Source organism: Pseudoalteromonas sp. P1-8 (assembly GCF_001399985.1).
Taxonomy (GTDB): Bacteria; Pseudomonadota; Gammaproteobacteria; order Enterobacterales; family Alteromonadaceae; genus Pseudoalteromonas.
The window spans coordinates 26,306-43,106 of record NZ_LJSO01000013.1 but is presented as its reverse complement, the minus strand read 5'-3'; the positions used below and the strand labels follow the sequence as shown (position 1 = coordinate 43,106).

Here is a 16,801-nt window from a genome sequence, read left to right as displayed (position 1 = left end):
TCTAGTGGTTATGCGGATCAAATCCGCCTTTAGCTAGCTGCGATGCAATAAAAAAAGCACCTTGGGTGACAACTTCAAGCCCGGCTTTAATACCTAACACTTCGCGATAATCACCAAAACTTCTGCCAAGGGTTACTTCTTGGGCAGCAAAGCCGCCATCGTCATCAACAACAAACAATTGCCAGTCACCATCTGTACTGCGTGTTAATGCGTTTTCAGGTACGGCAAGAACCACTTGCTCTGTTTCAAAATGAAAATACACATCCGCAAACATGCCTGGGTGCAAACTATGCTGCGTGTTTTTTACCTCGAGCCTAACAGTTCGTGAACGTGTTTGTTCATCAATGGTATGTGCTTCTTGAATAACCCTTGCTTGATAGCGATTACCGTTAACTTCTAACAGCGCCGTAGAGCCATTACTGATAGTACGGTCTTGATTAGCTGAAAGCTGAGCAGCAACCCAAAGTGCAGATTCATCGGCTATTAGCATTAGCTCAATCCCCGAATCAACTCGCTGACCTTGAGCAAAGTTATCGGTTAAAACAGCTCCCGATGTTTGTGCAAACAAGGTATATTCACCGAGTTTTTCTGGGCTTATGGTGAGTGTTTGTGCAATAGCTTGTTTTGATAAACCAAAGGCAACTAACCGGCTATAAGCCACTTCATACTCGGCTTTGGCAGTTAAAATTTGCTTTTCGCTGACTGTGCCCGGGGTCATTTTAGTAACGCGTTGCCACTCGGCTTCTGCTAATCTAAATTCAGTTTGCTGGCTGGCCACTTCGCCACTAAATAAAGTAACTAAAGAGTCTCCTTTATTTACATGCTGCCCTAATAAGGCATGGCGTTTTACAACGATAGAATCAACACGCGGTGACACCACATAACTGGCATAGCCATTGGCTTTAATTTCGCCCGGTGCATACAAGGTTTGCTTGTGTTTTTTCAGTACAAGGCGCTCAACCTTGATATTAGCGAGTTGCTGTTGCTGCTCAGTTAAACTGACTTCATTAGCATGTTCAGCTTGCTCATTTTCTTGGTGGTTATGCGCTTGTTCTGTCGCATAAATATTTGTCACAATCATATAGCATACGCACAGCAATGCGTAACGCATAAAATTTCTTAAATACATATAGTGTCTCTTACTTAAAATGGGCTAAGCCCAAATAAAATCTAAAAAGGGTTTTGGATTAAGTAAGAGCTAAAATAGGTGGGCGATGAAGCGGTGCTAAGTCAGCCGATTTGAAGTTGAAAACAAGTGATTCAATTTTAGTAAAGTAGATATCAGTAGGTTCAGACAATTGCAGCGAATCGACAAACGCTGGGCTGTGACAAACATGGCAATGGCCTTTTTCGGCTGAGTCAGACAACTGTTTGCTAAGCTCGGCATGCTCTGATTGATGTAACAGGTGATCGCCATTGGCTGCGCAATGGGCTTCAAGGTCAATTTCTTCTGATAGCAGTACCGAGGTGTGATTAAACGCAGCATTATGATCGGCCACATCAAAGCTATCCAGCAATGGCTGGAGCAATAATACGCTAATCAAAATAATAAATGCAGCTTTCACATTGAGCCTAAAAATTAGAACTAAAAATGGTACAACGGCGCTAAATTAACAAATCCACCGGCATTTGAACAGTAAATTATAATCCGCACACGAACAAATCATTACAAACATTTCAATACCACGGCACGCATGGTATAAAAATAAAGCAAATCAATAACTCGGTATTTTTATGGGACACGGACACCACCATCATCACGATACAAATAACCAAAGCACCCGCCAACTCATGCTGGCAGTTGCAATCAATGTGTTATTAACTGTCGCTCAGGTGATTGGCGGCCTCGTTTCTGGCAGTTTATCGTTAATTGCTGACGCACTGCATAATTTAAGTGATGCCTCGTCGTTATTCATTGCCCTAATTGCCCGAAAAATTGGTGCCAAACCTGCCAACGATCGTTATCAATACGGCTACAAACGCGCTGAAATTTTAGCAACCTTATTTAACAGCTTAAGTTTAATTGTGATTGGTGGTTACCTAATTGTTGAAGCCATCTCCAACTATTTAAACCCAGAGCCTATTGATGGTTGGATCATCATTTGGGTTGCAGGGTTTGCACTGGTTGTTGACCTAGTCACCGCCCTTTTAACTTACAAAGCAGGCGCAAAAGACAGTATGAATATTCGTGCTGCGTTTATACATAATGTGTCTGATGCATTAGCTTCTGTGGTGGTGGTTATAGCAGCTACCTTAATCATTCTTTATCAATGGTATATTGTTGATTTAATTGCCACTATGCTGATTTCTGTGTATGTCATTTACCATGGTGTTTTGCTGTTAATAGCGAGCAGTAAAATTTTGATGCAGGCAGCCCCTGATAATTTTGCTTTAACAGAAGCTATTAATGAGCTTAAAGCCCAATTTGCCATCACTAATATTGATTACCTTAAAACATGGCAAATAGATGATCATCACGTTCATTGCGAGCTCAAGTTTAGTGCCAAGCACAACATCAATAACGACGAAATACGTCACTTTTTGCATGATAACTTTGCAATTGAAAGCTGCACCATAGAACAAGTTTTAGTGTAAATGTTACGCGTTATCATTTACCATTCAGTTTTGTTTTAACAGTAAACTGAAGGAACTAACCTTGTTGAAGTTGTGGTTACGTCGTACGCATTTATTGCTTGCCTTAGTAAGCGGTTTATTTTTAATTTGTTTAAGTTTGACCGGTGCGTTGCTTATTTACGCAAAAGATATTCAATACCTTACTCAAAGCGACAAATGGACTGTAAAGCCAGCGGCTTCAGCACTTGATTTTGATAGCCTCATAAAACATGTTTCAGCTTCCACCAAACAACCCGTTACCCTGTTAATGCCTGAACAGCGAAGTGATCTCGCCTGGCAATTACAGTTGGCAAACAACCGCTATGTCAGTGTTAATCCATACAACGGTCAAGTGTTACATGAGTACGATTACTACACTACGATTTATGGTTTTACCATGGCTTTGCACCGCTGGCTGCTTTATGAAGATGGCGATAAAAACCGCCCGCTAAGAAACTGGGTATCGGTGTGTGCGCTTATTCTTATTATTGAAATTCTGCTCGGCTTTTATATTTGGGTTAAACCAAAAAATCGTATCAAACGCTTGGCTATTAAACGTAAAGCAAAATTTAGAGTGCTGATGTATCAGCTACATACCGTTCTGGGTGTGTATTTTTTAATTCCACTTATTTTAATTGCTTACACAGGTATGGCGTTTAACTGGAAACCACAAACCAAAGCCGTATTAGAATTTGTGATGCAAGGCACAGTTGAAGATAGACCAAAACCGCCAGCAGTTGTTCCCCCTTTAACGGATACGCCTTTTCAAGTGCAAAAAGCGTTTGATAACGCACAAAGTGTATTTCCTGATGGTAAGTTATTTAGAATTTATTTACCGAAAAAGCCAACTGATAACATTGGTTTTAGAATAGAGAACCCAGGTGAAAGCCATGCCTATAGTTGGGTATGGGCAAACCCATATTCAGCAGATATTGTTGCAAGCTATGATGCCAGCCAAAGTTCTTGGACCACCCAAACATGGAACTTTAAATATAAGTTTCATATTGGTGATTTTGCAGGCCCTATTGTGCAATTACTGTGGTTACTATTTGCTTTGTCACCGTTATTTTTCACGATTTCAGGTGTTTACTTTTGGTACAAACGGCATTACAAATAAACGACTTTTACTAAACATACCATTCGTCATGAATATTGAGCTCAAAAATGCCTTTAACACCGAAATAATATTGGCTAAAACTAGTTATAAGAAAGCAGGTTACACAACCGCTTTTTATCACCTAGAGCGGGCTCATATACTGGGTCAAAGCTATATCATTGCGCATACTTACTCACATTGGTGGATGTGTAAAATTGGCTTTAAAACCCATAATGCCAAGGAAATAATTGGTCAGTTTGCTCGCATGGCAGCTTCAATTGTATTTTCGCGTATTTGGGTCCCACTCGGTAATACCGGCGGCACTAATGTTAGCCCTTTCAAACCAATGCCTATTCCAGACGACTTAAAACGTTTTTTAAACTAGCGCCAGCTAAAACACAGCTACTGTCCTGCTATTCCTAATCGCTATTTGCTTAATAACTAATTCAAATAAGTAGGTACAAAACAACACAACAATTTATTGCAAATAATTATCATTAGCCTTGCCTTTACACTTCTTTACATTTAGACTGCCGCACAATCACATAATAAATACCGATTTAACAAGGATAAACATGTTAAAAACTTCACTGACTCTGGTCGCTATTGCAATTAGCAGCCAGGCATTTGCTGATGATGCCATCAATAAAAAACTCACCGCAGAAGAAATGGAACACGTTGTTGTGTCAGGCAGCCGTGTATTTGAAAGCATTGATGAAGTACCCGCTTCTGTCACGATTATTAGCCAAAAGCAAATTGAAGAGCATTTAAAAGTTAATCCAGAGCTACAAAGCTTACTTGCGCAAATGGTACCAGGCCTTGCTCCAGATACAGGTAGCTCGAGTAATACAGGTCAGAGTTTACGTGGCCGTGCACCACTTGTGATGATTGATGGTGTGCCGCAATCTACACCACTCAGAAACGGCTCTTTAGGAGTTAAAACACTCGACCCAAGTGCCATTGCGCGTATCGAAGTGATCAAAGGTGCTACCTCTGTTTATGGTAATGGTGCATCGGGCGGTATTATTAACTACATCACAAAGCAGGCTACAAGTGATGGTCAGCCAGAAGGTGAGATCAGCCTATCGTCACGTTTTAGTGCAGTTAAGTTAGAAGAAAGCGCCGGTGCGCGAGTCTCTGCTGCGGTTAATGGCCGAGCAGATAAACTCAGCTATTTATTTACCGCAAGTTACGAAGAAAATGGCGTTCAACGTGACGCCGAAGGCGATATTCTTGGCTTACAATATGGTTTATCTGATGCAGTAACCGAAAACTACTTCACCAAACTTGGTTATGACTTTGACGATGAGAAGCAACTGCAATTTAGCTATAACTACTTTAGCTCTCAACAAAAAACCGATTTAGGTGACGTTGTTGGTAACCTAAACGATGGCGAAAAAACGTATGCCATTCATGTACCTAAAGAGCTGCAAAAGCAAGGCAAACCACAAGGCCCAGACGGTAACGAAAACATTACCTTAAAATACACAGACTACGCCCTGTTTGCTAATACCCAAATGACGCTCGACCTTTACATGCAAGACATCGAGAATGTGTTTTTCTTTTCTACAAACTTAGCTAACCCAGACGAAGGCTACGAAGGCGGCCAATCAATTATTCGTTCTGAAAAGAAAGGGGCACGCGCTACCTTCAATACCCTTGTTGATTTTGACAATGTTGAAGCGACCTTCATTTATGGCCTAGATGCACTGAATGATGTGACGTCTCAGCCACTTGTTGATGGTCGTGTTTGGGTACCAGAAATGGATATGGAAAGCCTTGCTGGCTTTTTACAAACAAAATGGGTAATCGATAATGATTTAGTAATTAAAGCGGGTGTGCGCCAAGAGAGCATTGATTTAACCGTTGATGATTACAATACCTTAAAGCTTTGCCGTTCAGAAACCCAGTGCTCTGTGCCACTTAGCGTAAAAGGCGACACCATTGATTACGATGCAACCACCTATAATGTAGGTGTTAAATACAATTTACTTGAGGCTTTCAGCCCATTTGCCAATTATTCACAAGGGTCTGATATCTCAGATATTGGCCGCCTACTACGTTCAGCAACGGTGAATGATATTGGTCTAATTCAAACAGAAGCATCAATCATCGATAACTATGAAATTGGTTTTACCTCACAGTTTGATAACTTACGTTTTGAATTTGCAGCTTACCGCAGTACATCAGAGTTTGGCACCACGAATAGCTTTAATGAAGTAACCGGTGTTTATGAGCCGGTACGTGCACCGCAAGAGATTTGGGGTTACGAAACATTAGTTGATTATAAAATTAACCCAACTCTAAAACTGGTTGCAACTTACAGCTATGTTGAAGGTAAAAACACCGAAGACGACATTTACTTAGGTTCGCGCCAAATAAGCCCACCAAAAGGCACTGCTAACTTAAACTGGCAGCCTAATGATGAGTTATCACTTACGGTGAGTTATTTATATGTGGGTTCACGCAAACGCTTTGAACCAAATGCAGACGGCGACTATGTTGGCGACCAAGGGCCAATTAGCAGTTACAACCTATTTAACCTAAGCGGTCGTTATAACTTTAGCGAGAACTGGCAAGCGTTTATGGGCGTAGAAAACCTATTTAACAATGATTACTACCCTGCCCGTGCCCAGTCATACACCTACGGTGGCTATAACATTAAAGGTTTAGGTACCACTGTTACACTTGGTGCAACCTATAGTTTCTAAGTTAAATTTTGTTTAGAACAACAAGCCCTTCTTAGTAAGGGCTTTTTTTATTTAAGAATAGAAACGATAAATTGTTCATTTATCAACCATTAACGCAAACTTAAACGAGAATCACACTCAATAGTAAACAACTGATTTACAAAGGAAAAAGTTTGCAATCTTGTTTTTATATACTACAATTACCGCAACTTGGAATTCGAGGACAGCATTATGAAAGGTAACCAAAAAGTCATCGATAGTTTTAACAAACTACTCGCAAACGAATTAGCCGCTATAGATCAATACTTTATTCATTCTCGTATGTATGATGATTGGGGCCTAAATAAGCTGTATGAGCGTCTTAACCACGAAATGGAAGAAGAAAAAGATCACGCTGATTGGTTGATCAAACGTATTCTGTTTTTAGAAGGCGTACCAAACATGACTAAGCGTCGTGATCTATTAATTGGCTCAGACGTGAAAAGCATGATGCAAAACGATTTAACACTTGAACTAGAAGTGGTTGATTGTGTTAAAGAAGCAATTGCTATCTGTGAACAAGAAAAAGACTATCAATCACGCGAAGTGCTTGAAAAGCTATTGTTTGATACAGAAGAAGATCATGTTTACTGGTTAGAACAACAGCTTGGTCTAATCGACAAAATTGGTAGCCAAAACTACCATCAATCTCAAATGGGCGAATAGAGGCTAATTGTATGAAAGGCGATAAAAGCGTCATTGCTGCACTTAATAAAGTATTAGCGAATGAATTAGTAGGTATTAACCAATACTTTTTACACGCTCGTATGTTTAAAGATTTTGGCTTTTCAAAACTAGACAAAGCTGATTACAAAGTATCTATTCAAAAAATGAAAAACGCCGACCGTTTAATTGAGCGTATTTTGTTTTTAGAAGGTTTACCAAACCTACAAGATTTAGGTCGCCTACGTATTGGTGAAAACTCTGAAGAAATGATCGAGGCTAACATGAGCTTTGAACTTGATTCTCTACCTGATCTTAAAGCGGCAATTAAACTTGCTGAAGAGAAAAAAGATTACATCAGCCGTGAAGCGCTAGATAACATCTTAAATGAGCAAGAAGAACAGATTGATTGGCTTGAAACACAGCAGCAGTTAATCAAAACCGCAGGGCTTGAGAATTACCTGCAATCTCAAATGTAATTTGCTAAAACTTAAAAAAGCAGCCTAGGCTGCTTTTTTTATGTCTACGGATATGACAAGTTGCCTTCGAATTTGGCTTTTAAAATTCATTAGTTAGATGGAATTTCATTGCTTCTCGAACACACATGAGACTTCAGGTTTATTCAGCGTGTAAGTAATACTGCCGTTCTCTTTAAAACGCAGATCTTCAGTTGTTGAACCGTTGTCGTCTTCATTATCACAGCGAAAGTATCGCTTGGTTCTAACAATGCCATCTACAAAGTATTTTAACTTCGAACTGACAACGCAAAAGTTAGGTATCTTCTTTACCTGCGTGCCGTTGTGTAAGTCACTAAAATCGATTAACGTCCCTAAGGTAAAGCCTTGCGTTGGTTCTTTTATCAATGAAAAAGATGCGTTTTGACAAACCGCATCACTGCCTTCTTTTGTTTTGTAATCACCTTGTTTGTCTTTTATCAGAGCCAAAAACTGTGTTTTATTGCTCGGCTTTACATCCAGCAGAGCGCTGGCAATTGACGAGGTCGATAGTAAAAAAGCCACTAAACAAAAGTAATATCTCATTGAAAATCCATAAACTTATAGACACTTTACTAGCATAGCATGCTGATTAAGGTTGGTGAATTTATAACGTATTAGTTAATACGATTAAAAAATGCTTTTGGTTCTATTTTATGAACTTTGCATAGGCAACCAACCAGTTTATATGCTATAAATTTTAATGATGATAATTTTTGGAGGGAATCAAATGAAAATAGTCAAACTCATCGCTTTAACCACATTTTTGGCCTTAACCAGTACTCAAAGTCTAGCTAGTGATGACGATTGGAAAACAATCGCAGAGAAAAAGGTCAGCTACAAAAGCGAAACCGATACCGTTAACCCTATCACCAGCAGCCACTACAGCCATATTAAAGTTAAGTGCACCCATGGCACTGTGAATCTTAAGAAAATTAAAGTCGTTATGAACAACGGTGAAGAAAAAGTATTTGATAACCTAGGTGTTTTAACCAAAGGAATGTCATCACGTAGCTTAAATTTGCCAGACAAAAACGACGCTAAACTCGATAAAATCAAACTTGAATATGAATCAGTAGGCAGCACAGCCCTTAGTATGGCAGGCGTAACCGAAAAAGCCGAAGTTGAAATTCTCGCAAAAAAAGCAAAGAAAGAAGATTAAAGTTGCGAGATGCGAGATGCGAGATGCGAGATGCGAGTCAGGATGTTAGAGCCTATACAGTTTCACAAACAGCGGCGTCTTTCCGTCGCGACTATTTAAAAACAAACGCGCGAAACAAGTTTCACGCCTACTTTAGAAAACATTAGGCACTAGGATTTAGGCTCTAGGACGCGATGTAAAATCGCTGCTACTTGTTCGGTGTTGAAACGTATCCTAGAAACTTGTAACTCGCTAGCTTTACCCTTTTAACGCGCGAAACAAGTTTCACGCCTACTGTAGGATACATTAGGCACTGGGATTCAGGCTCTGGGACGCGATGTAAAATCGCTGCTACTTGTTCGGCGTTAAAACGCCTCCTACAAGCTTTACCCTCGAAACTGGCTAACCTTACCCTTTTAACGCGCTAAAGCACGACCTACATGAAAACGCGCTAAACAAATTTCACGCCTTCGAGTGCCCTTGTAGGTCGCCATTTATGGCGACAAAAACCATGGAAATTTTCACGTAGGAACGGCTTCAGCCGTGAACCTTAGATGTTCGGCGTTAAAACGCCTCCTACAAGCTTGTAACTCGCTAACTTTACCCTTTTAACGCGCTAAAGCACGACCTACANCGCGCGAAACAAGTTTCACGCCTACGATTGAAAACATTAGGTGCTAGGATTCAGGCTCTGGGACGCGATGTAAAATCGCTGCTACTTGTTCGGCGTTGAAACGCCTCCTACAAACTTGTAACTCGCTAACTTTACCCTTTTAACGCGCTAAAGCACGACCTACAAACTTGTATCTCGCTAACTTTACTCTCGTATCTCGCTAACTTTACTCTCGTATCTCGCTAACTTTACTCTTTCAGCTCGCTACTCTCTCAACGCTTATAAAGCGCTTCAATTGTTGCTGAATCAAGCGAATAGGCATTAATCATATAGCCTGCCAACGCGCCTGATGCGTTCTCTGGTAATTCAAGCTTTTGTGATAACGCATGTAGTGTAAATTGATATCTGTGAGCGCCATGGCCTTCTGGAGGGCAAGCGCCGCCAAAGCCTTTGAAACCATAATCATTTGTGATCTGCACACTGCCTTTTGGCATTGCGTTCTTCTCTGCACTGCCTGCACCGCTTGCTAAACTTGATACCGACTTAGGGATATTCACAACTTGCCAATGCCACCAGCCACTGCCTGTAGGCGCATCAGGATCATAAACGGTCAATGCGAATGCTTCAGTTCCTTTAGGTGCATTTTGCCACGCGAGTTGTGGAGAAAGGTTATCGCCATTGCAACCAAACCCTTTAAACTCTTGCGCACTCTCCATAAAGTCACCATGGGCAATGTCTTTGCTTGTTAGAGTAAATGTCTCAGCGAATGTGGTGCCAGATAAACATAGCAGAAATAACGGTGTAGCAATTTTCAATGTTGATGATTTCATAACACTCTCCGACTAATAAGAATAATCATAATACCTAGCAAAGACAGATCAAATTAGTACTAAAACTGTCAATTATTAGCCTGCTTCGCTCATTATTGTTTTACGAAGGGCTGTTGGAGTCGTATTAAACAAAAGTTTAAACTTATCGGTGAATCTAGATTGCGACGAAAAACCACATTGCTGTGCAATGGTGCCAATAGACTGTGAGCTACTTTGAATCAGGTGTAGTCCATGGCTTAAACGCGCGTTATCTTTAATTAACTGAAAACTACTGTCTTCTGCGGTTAACTTTCTTCTGAGTGTCGATTCGCTCATCGCTAACGTAGCTGCAATACTGCTTGCATCCCAATCACGCGTTAAATCACTAGCGATGATAGTATGTACTTTGTGAGTCAGTGTTGGCGGCTCAATAATTGCCCCTAAATCTTTGAAGCCCTGAGAAAATAGCACTTGCAGCAGCTCTTGTCTTCTAATTGGCCATAATTGTGGTGGTGTTACTGCAGCCCATTCAATAAATTGTTTTAAGGTCATTTTAAACAGTGGATCAACTTGCCCTTTAATAAACTTTTTCTTTGCGCCGGCTCGATATTTCAAACACTCAAAGTCGGTGTAATCAAATTCAATCAATAGCGCAATATAGCCAAAGTTTTGTGGAATATTGCGCATTGCAACCTGTGGTGTATTTGCCATAAAAACAAAATCACCTGCATAGCAGTTAACTTCTTCTGTATCTATTAGCGTTTTGCTACCAGATAATACAACGACAAGTAACGGGTTTGCGATAGGCACATTAACAATGTGCTGTTCATCATTAGCGCAGTAAATCGAAAACGGTAAAGACGGATATTGCTTTACTGTGCTCAAACCTATCTCTATCAATTCATTCATAATTTACAGTGTTTTTTATTGGACTCGAAGGAACGGATTGGACCGTGATTCTTAGTTATTCGGCGTTAAAACGCCTCCTACAAACTTGTAACTCGCTAACTTTACTCTCGTACCTCACTAACTTTACCCTCGTATCACGCTAACTTTACTCTCGTATCACGCTAACTTTACTCTCGTACCTCGCTACCTTTACTCTCGTACCTAACTAACTTTACTCTCGTATCTCGCTACCTTTACTCTCGTACCTCGCAAACTTTCCCCTTTAATCGGGCTTAATCGCGACCAAAACCAATCAACTTTTTGCCATTTAAACCTTTTTTATGCCATTCGGTTTGCTCTTCGCAGAAAATTTGCGCGTCTAATTCTTTACTTGGCTCTTCATTTAAACTGCCTGCGGGTACAAGTAGGTATTTACTGTCTTGTGATTCAAATGGCAGCGCTGAGCCACAGGTTTTACAAAACGCCCTAGATAATGCACGACCAGGGTAATTAAACCGCGTGATGTGATTTTGGCCTTTAACCCATTCGATAGCATCAGGTGAGGTAAACAAATTTGCAGCGTGAGCAGTGCCAGTTAGTTTGCGGCATTGTTCGCAATGACAGAAGAAAAAACACCTAAAGTTATCAGCGACTTTAAAACTCACTTCACCGCAGCAGCATCCACCAGTAAGTGTTTTAGTCATATCTATCTCCTTATTCGCTAAGCTAAAAATTTATTCCCTAAACGATGCGCTATTTAATAATTTTTGGCAATAAAAAAGGCCATGTTGCGTTTACAACATGGCCTTTTTGCATTGACACAACTTAGAAATCTAAGTTTGATAAAACTTCATCATCAACGTTATTAGACAAGGTCACTTTAAGTTTAGGGGTACGAGCCATTTCACGTTTAATCGCAAAATTAGCTTCTTCGTTACGCGCCCAACTACGACGAGCAATACCGTTGTTTACATCAAATAATAGCATAGATTTCAAACGACGCTCGGCTGCTTCACTACCATCTAGTAGCATACCAAAACCACCGTTGATCACTTCGCCCCAGCCTACACCGCCACCATTGTGAATAGATACCCAAGTAGCACCACGGAAACCATCACCAATTACATTGTGAATCGCCATGTCTGCTGTGAAGCGGCTACCATCATAGATGTTTGATGTTTCACGGAAAGGTGAATCCGTACCACTTACGTCATGGTGGTCACGGCCAAGTACAACCGGACCAATTTCACCACGATTAATGGCATCATTAAAGGCTTTAGCTATTTCAGCTCGGCCTTGTGCGTCTGCATAAAGAATACGAGCTTGCGAACCAACAACCAGTTTGTTTTGCTTCGCATCTTTGATCCACGTGATGTTGTCTTGCATTTGCTGTTGGATCTCTTCAGGCGAGTCCGCCATGATTTTATTTAAAACGTCTGCAGCAATCGCATCTGTTTTATCAAGATCTTCTGGTTTACCTGACGTACATACCCAGCGGAACGGGCCAAAACCGTAGTCAAAACACATTGGGCCAAGAATATCTTGTACGTACGATGGGTATTTAAAATCAATACCGTTTTCAGCCATTACATCGCCACCAGCGCGTGATGCTTCTAGCAAGAACGCATTACCGTAATCAAAGAAGTAAGTACCTTTTGCCGTGTGCTTGTTAACAGCATCGGCGTGGCGTTTAAGCGTCGCTTGTACTTTTTCTTTAAATACTTCTGGCTCTTCACGAATTAAACGATTTGACTCTTCATAGCTGATATCAACCGGATAGTAACCGCCTGACCAAGGGTTATGAAGTGAAGTTTGGTCTGAACCTAAGTGAATGAAAATATCTTCTGCTAAAAAGCTTTCCCATACATCAACCACGTTACCGATAAAGGCAATTGAAACCACTTCTTCATTTTGCTGTGCCGTACGTACACGCTCAACAAGCTCTGGCATGTTATCAATTAGCTCATCAACCCAACCTTGCTGATGACGCTTAATAGCCGCCTTAGGGTTAACCTCGGCACATACGGTGATACAGTTAGCAATGTTACCCGCTTTAGGCTGAGCACCACTCATACCGCCTAAACCAGCAGTTAAGAAGATCTTACCTTTTGGTGATTCGCCTTTTTCCAGTACTTTACGGAATGCATTCATTACCGTAATGGTTGTACCGTGAACAATACCTTGTGGGCCAATGTACATAAATGAACCCGCAGTCATTTGACCGTATTGAGTTACACCCAGTGCATTGAATTTTTCCCAGTCATCCGGCTTTGAATAGTTCGGGATCATCATACCGTTTGTTACAACCACACGCGGTGCTTCAACTGATGATGGAAATAACCCCATAGGGTGACCCGAGTACATGTGTAGCGTTTGGTCTTCTTCCATTTCGCTTAAGTACTTCATAGTTAATAAGTACTGCGCCCAGTTTTGGAATACCGCACCGTTACCACCGTAAGTGATTAGCTCTTCAGGATGCTGTGCTACTGCAGGATCAAGGTTATTGTCGATCATTAACATGATAGCGGCAGCTTGTTCGCATTTAGCCGGGTAATCGCTAATTGAGCGCGCTTTAAGTTCATAATTAGGCTTAAAGCGATACATATAAATACGGCCAAATTGCTTAAGCTCAACGGCAAATTCAGCAGCTAATTCTTTGTGCCATTCTTTAGGGAAATAACGCAATGCGTTGCGAATAGCTAATTGCTTTTCGTCAGCCGATAAAATGTCTTTACGTTTTGGAGCACGGTTTGCATCACTTGGATACGGTTTTGGCTCTGGTAATACGCTTGGGATACCTTGCTTAATTTGTTCTTGAAAAGTCATTATTTGCTCCCTTAGTTAACTTTAAACGCTTGCGATTTAACAAGTTCTACCATGGCATCAATGTCTGGCTTAAGTAAGCGGTCTTCTTCTAGTTTGGTAACTTTGCTGCGAATGAGCGCAAAGTTTTCTTCAATGATGTCTGAACACTTGTTAGGACGTCTAAATTCGATTGCTTGCGCTGCATACATCAGCTCAATAGCAAAGATTTTATCAAGGTTACCTAAAATCTGGTTTAACTTACGACCAGAGATACTACCCATAGATACGTGATCTTCTTGGCCCATTGATGTTGGTACGCTGTCTGCTGATGGCGGGAAACACAATGATTTATTTTCTGTTACCAGTGCCGCAGTTACATACTGCGGAATCATCATGCCAGAGTTTAAGCCACCCGATGTCGTTAACAAACGCGGTAAGCCGTGTAAGCCCTCAAGCAATAAATAACAACGACGATCAGCAATGTTACCAAGCTCTGCCGCTGCGATTGATGCGTAATCTAATACCATAGCAAGTGGTTGGCCGTGGAAACCACCACCCGAAATTGCTTCTTCTTCACTGATCACAATTGGGTTATCTGTTACAGAGTTCATTTCTGTTTCAGCAAGCTCTTTTAAGTGGTAGTACGCGTTACGTGATGCACCATGAACTTGTGGAATACAACGCAATGAGTAAGGGTCTTGAACACGGTCACAATCAGTGTGTGAAGCCATGTTTTCAGAGCCTGCAAAAAAGCTACGCATGCGCGCTGCAACTTCAACGTTACCTTTAAAAGCACGAATTGCGTGTAATTCTTCACGAAACGGCGATTCGCTACCCTGCATACCTTCAATACTCATAGCACCTGCGATATCAGCAAGGTCTAATAAGTAACGCATTTTAGTAAGCGCAGTAATGGCATGCGATAAAATAAATTGAGTACCGTTAATTAATGCTAGGCCTTCTTTAGCATGTAAATCTAAAGGCGCTAAACCGTGCTCTTTTAATACGTCTGCTGCTGGCTTGATTGTGTCTTTTACCCAAAACTCACCTTCACCTAAAAGAGGTAAGAATAAGTGTGATAACGGTGCTAAGTCACCTGATGCGCCAACTGAGCCTTGCTCTGGTACAACAGGGATAATATCAAGTTCAATAAACTTAAGCATACGCTCAACAACGGTTAAACGAATACCTGAAAAACCTTGGCTTAATGCGTGTACTTTGGTGATTAGCATCAGCTTTGAAATAGGTTTAGCGATTGGCTCACCCACACCAACAGCGTGTGTGATCAATAAGTTCTTTTGTAATAGGTTAGTTTCTTCTGGAGAAATTTGTGTATCACACAATGGACCAAAGCCCGTATTGATACCATAAATGGCTTTATCTGAGGCAGCCATTTTGTCTACGTTTTGGCGGCTTTTATTAATTTTATCAATTGCTTCTTGGCAAAGCTCTGCCTGTAACGTACCGGCTGCAATAGCATTAACGCTGTCTAACGTTAATTGGTCAACACCATACTTAAATGTCATTTATAACTCCTAAAGAACAGGATTAAGTTTTATTTAGATGGAGTCTAGCTTGCTCTAGTTGTTTTACAAATGCATAATTATCGTTATTCATTCCAGATTTATCGAACTAAAAGAAGAGCTATGCAAGTTCATGACGTAGACCTGCGCTTATTGCGCGTTTTTGTAGCAATTGTTGAGTGTGGCGGGCTTTCAGCCGCAGAGTCACGTTTGAATATTGGTCGCTCAACCATCAGTGCGCATTTATCTGATTTAGAAATAAGGCTTGGCATTAAATTATGTAAACGTGGCCGCAGTGGTTTTGAAATTACAGACGCTGGTGCCATCACTTATCAGGCATCGATTGAACTGCTTCAGCAATGCGAAGCCTTTGCTAATACCGTAGCAAGCTCTAAAAACGAGTTATCGGGGCGTTTAAGTATTGCCATGATAGATACCATGGTCAGCGACCCACGTTGTGTCATTCCCCGCGTAATCGCAAAGTTAAAAGGCAAAGGCAAAAACATTCAGTTCGATATTAATGTGTGCGAGGCACGAGAGGTAGAAACCGCAGTAGCCAATGGCCGTTCATTAGTGGGAATTGGTGTTAGCCGCCATCATATTCGCGGGTTAGATTACACCGCACTACACAACGAAACTAACTTTTTGTATTGCGCAGTCGGTCATCCATTATTTAAGTGTGAAGACAAACAAATAAATGAGCTCATTAAAGAAGCCGAAGTCATCACCAGTAACTACATGCGCGATAAAGAAAGCCGAAACGACGGTTTAAACTATCAAAATAGTGCTGTTGCTTATCACGATGAAGGTATCGCACATTTGATTTTATCGGGTGAGTTTATTGGTTATTTACCCGACCACTACGCACAGTTCTGGGTTGATAAAGGTATTTTCAAAGCTATTCAACCGAGTAAATATCACTACGATATTCCTGTGGTATTGATCACCTCAAAAACAAATTCCAGCTCGCCTTTAGCAAATGCCATGATTGATGAAATTAAGCGTTGTTACGCGATTTAGTTTTAAGTTCTTTAATTAGCACGAGACTAAACGCGATCATGGCAAGGTTTGTAGTTACAGGATTAAACGCTTCGACTAACAGTGCAGGTTGTAAAACAGCTACAAACAGCATTAGCCCAACTAAAGCAGCTATATTGAGAATATTGATTAAGATTGAACGATAGAAAATAAAAAACAGCACGGCAAATATAATTTCACCAATGCCAGCTGCTCGGGTAATAAGTGTTGAAATTTCAGCATTAAAACCAAAACTGGCTGTCATTTTTAGTTCAAGGGGGGCTATGTGAATAAGTTTTGGCATCAGCCCATGATAAAGCCAACTAAAGCTGATAATAAATCGAGCTATTTGAATCGTAGTGAAATGCTTCATTGGGTAAGTTTACTGTGTGCTCTGATATTCAGAGCAC

General features: G+C 40.8%; 17 protein-coding genes. 8 read left to right on the top strand and 9 right to left on the bottom strand.

The genetic code is table 11. From position 1 onward, the window contains the following. Position 1 precedes the first annotated feature (1 nt). Positions 2-1,129 (bottom strand): efflux RND transporter periplasmic adaptor subunit, encoded by a 1,128-nt coding sequence (locus tag AN213_RS16090; RefSeq protein WP_095209783.1) that lies wholly within the window; start codon positions 1,127-1,129, stop codon positions 2-4. Between the two features lie 58 nt (positions 1,130-1,187). After that, complete coding sequence (locus AN213_RS16085; RefSeq protein WP_054563839.1) at positions 1,188-1,565, bottom strand: hypothetical protein; 378 nt, start codon at positions 1,563-1,565, stop codon at positions 1,188-1,190. Positions 1,566-1,734: 169 nt separating this feature from the next. Here AN213_RS16085 and AN213_RS16080 point away from each other — a divergent pair, with 169 nt between their 5' ends. The 6 genes from AN213_RS16080 to bfr (AN213_RS16055) all read left to right on the top strand — a co-directional run bounded on the left by AN213_RS16080 (position 1,735) and on the right by bfr (AN213_RS16055) (position 7,580). Next, a complete protein-coding gene (locus AN213_RS16080) occupies positions 1,735-2,595 on the top strand; it encodes a cation diffusion facilitator family transporter (RefSeq protein ID WP_055199131.1) in 861 nt (286 codons plus the stop codon). 64 nt (positions 2,596-2,659) lie between these two features. Then, on the top strand, positions 2,660-3,730 hold the full coding sequence (locus AN213_RS16075) for a PepSY domain-containing protein (protein WP_055199172.1): 1,071 nt from the start codon (positions 2,660-2,662) through the stop codon (positions 3,728-3,730). Between the two features lie 28 nt (positions 3,731-3,758). Then, positions 3,759-4,094 carry a DUF3703 domain-containing protein gene (locus AN213_RS16070; protein WP_055199130.1) on the top strand — a complete coding sequence of 112 codons (336 nt, stop codon included), beginning with the start codon at positions 3,759-3,761 and terminating at the stop codon, positions 4,092-4,094. Positions 4,095-4,284: 190 nt separating this feature from the next. Further along, positions 4,285-6,420, top strand: a complete 2,136-nt coding sequence (locus AN213_RS16065; protein ID WP_055199129.1) for a TonB-dependent receptor — start codon at positions 4,285-4,287, stop codon at positions 6,418-6,420. A gap of 210 nt (positions 6,421-6,630) precedes the next feature. Beyond that, positions 6,631-7,104 carry a bacterioferritin gene (gene bfr / locus AN213_RS16060; RefSeq protein ID WP_054552096.1) on the top strand — a complete coding sequence of 158 codons (474 nt, stop codon included), beginning with the start codon at positions 6,631-6,633 and terminating at the stop codon, positions 7,102-7,104. Positions 7,105-7,115: 11 nt separating this feature from the next. Beyond that, positions 7,116-7,580 (top strand): bacterioferritin, encoded by a 465-nt coding sequence (gene bfr / locus AN213_RS16055; RefSeq protein WP_054552095.1) that lies wholly within the window; start codon positions 7,116-7,118, stop codon positions 7,578-7,580. Between the two features lie 105 nt (positions 7,581-7,685). Here the strand turns inward: bfr (AN213_RS16055) and AN213_RS16050 are convergent, their stop codons facing one another. Beyond that, on the bottom strand, positions 7,686-8,141 hold the full coding sequence (locus AN213_RS16050; protein WP_055199128.1) for a hypothetical protein: 456 nt from the start codon (positions 8,139-8,141) through the stop codon (positions 7,686-7,688). Positions 8,142-8,325: 184 nt separating this feature from the next. On the opposite strand from AN213_RS16050, the gene AN213_RS16045 reads away from it, so the two are divergent. After that, positions 8,326-8,757 carry a hypothetical protein gene (locus tag AN213_RS16045; RefSeq protein WP_055199127.1) on the top strand — a complete coding sequence of 144 codons (432 nt, stop codon included), beginning with the start codon at positions 8,326-8,328 and terminating at the stop codon, positions 8,755-8,757. An 864-nt stretch (positions 8,758-9,621) separates the two neighbouring features. Here the strand turns inward: AN213_RS16045 and AN213_RS16040 are convergent. The 5 genes from AN213_RS16040 to hutH all read right to left on the bottom strand — a co-directional run bounded on the left by AN213_RS16040 (position 9,622) and on the right by hutH (position 15,377). After that, positions 9,622-10,179, bottom strand: a complete 558-nt coding sequence (locus AN213_RS16040) for a YbhB/YbcL family Raf kinase inhibitor-like protein (protein ID WP_054563834.1) — start codon at positions 10,177-10,179, stop codon at positions 9,622-9,624. Positions 10,180-10,254: 75 nt separating this feature from the next. Next, positions 10,255-11,043, bottom strand: a complete 789-nt coding sequence (locus tag AN213_RS16035) for a helix-turn-helix transcriptional regulator (protein WP_235575518.1) — start codon at positions 11,041-11,043, stop codon at positions 10,255-10,257. Between the two features lie 296 nt (positions 11,044-11,339). Continuing rightward, positions 11,340-11,750 carry a GFA family protein gene (locus AN213_RS16030; RefSeq protein ID WP_055199126.1) on the bottom strand — a complete coding sequence of 137 codons (411 nt, stop codon included), beginning with the start codon at positions 11,748-11,750 and terminating at the stop codon, positions 11,340-11,342. A gap of 121 nt (positions 11,751-11,871) precedes the next feature. After that, positions 11,872-13,872, bottom strand: coding sequence for a urocanate hydratase (locus AN213_RS16025; protein ID WP_055199125.1), 2,001 nt, complete (start codon positions 13,870-13,872; stop codon positions 11,872-11,874). 11 nt (positions 13,873-13,883) lie between these two features. Further along, positions 13,884-15,377, bottom strand: coding sequence for a histidine ammonia-lyase (gene hutH / locus AN213_RS16020; protein WP_055199124.1), 1,494 nt, complete (start codon positions 15,375-15,377; stop codon positions 13,884-13,886). A gap of 120 nt (positions 15,378-15,497) precedes the next feature. Here hutH and AN213_RS16015 point away from each other — a divergent pair, with 120 nt between their 5' ends. Further along, on the top strand, positions 15,498-16,394 hold the full coding sequence (locus AN213_RS16015; RefSeq protein WP_055199123.1) for a LysR family transcriptional regulator: 897 nt from the start codon (positions 15,498-15,500) through the stop codon (positions 16,392-16,394). Here the strand turns inward: AN213_RS16015 and AN213_RS16010 are convergent. Continuing rightward, the gene (locus tag AN213_RS16010; RefSeq protein ID WP_055199122.1) at positions 16,372-16,764 is read right to left on the bottom strand and encodes a DoxX-like family protein; all 393 of its coding nucleotides are present in this window, start codon (positions 16,762-16,764) and stop codon (positions 16,372-16,374) included. The two genes, AN213_RS16015 and AN213_RS16010, sit on opposite strands and share 23 nt — an antisense overlap. Positions 16,765-16,801: the final 37 nt, after the last annotated feature.

Bases quoted from the DNA above. Each gene is read 5' to 3' on its own strand.
- bfr (WP_054552095.1), top strand. From the start codon at position 7,116: ATGAAAGGCGATAAAAGCGTCATTGCTGCACTTAATAAAGTATTAGCG.
- hutH (WP_055199124.1), bottom strand. From the start codon at position 15,377: ATGACATTTAAGTATGGTGTTGACCAATTAACGTTAGACAGCGTTAAT.
- AN213_RS16040 (WP_054563834.1), bottom strand. From the start codon at position 10,179: ATGAAATCATCAACATTGAAAATTGCTACACCGTTATTTCTGCTATGT.
- AN213_RS16090 (WP_095209783.1), bottom strand. From the start codon at position 1,129: ATGTATTTAAGAAATTTTATGCGTTACGCATTGCTGTGCGTATGCTAT.
- AN213_RS16080 (WP_055199131.1), top strand. From the start codon at position 1,735: ATGGGACACGGACACCACCATCATCACGATACAAATAACCAAAGCACC.
- AN213_RS16045 (WP_055199127.1), top strand. From the start codon at position 8,326: ATGAAAATAGTCAAACTCATCGCTTTAACCACATTTTTGGCCTTAACC.
- AN213_RS16065 (WP_055199129.1), top strand. From the start codon at position 4,285: ATGTTAAAAACTTCACTGACTCTGGTCGCTATTGCAATTAGCAGCCAG.
- AN213_RS16015 (WP_055199123.1), top strand. From the start codon at position 15,498: ATGCAAGTTCATGACGTAGACCTGCGCTTATTGCGCGTTTTTGTAGCA.
- AN213_RS16070 (WP_055199130.1), top strand. From the start codon at position 3,759: ATGAATATTGAGCTCAAAAATGCCTTTAACACCGAAATAATATTGGCT.
- AN213_RS16030 (WP_055199126.1), bottom strand. From the start codon at position 11,750: ATGACTAAAACACTTACTGGTGGATGCTGCTGCGGTGAAGTGAGTTTT.
- AN213_RS16050 (WP_055199128.1), bottom strand. From the start codon at position 8,141: ATGAGATATTACTTTTGTTTAGTGGCTTTTTTACTATCGACCTCGTCA.
- AN213_RS16010 (WP_055199122.1), bottom strand. From the start codon at position 16,764: ATGAAGCATTTCACTACGATTCAAATAGCTCGATTTATTATCAGCTTT.
- AN213_RS16025 (WP_055199125.1), bottom strand. From the start codon at position 13,872: ATGACTTTTCAAGAACAAATTAAGCAAGGTATCCCAAGCGTATTACCA.
- bfr (WP_054552096.1), top strand. From the start codon at position 6,631: ATGAAAGGTAACCAAAAAGTCATCGATAGTTTTAACAAACTACTCGCA.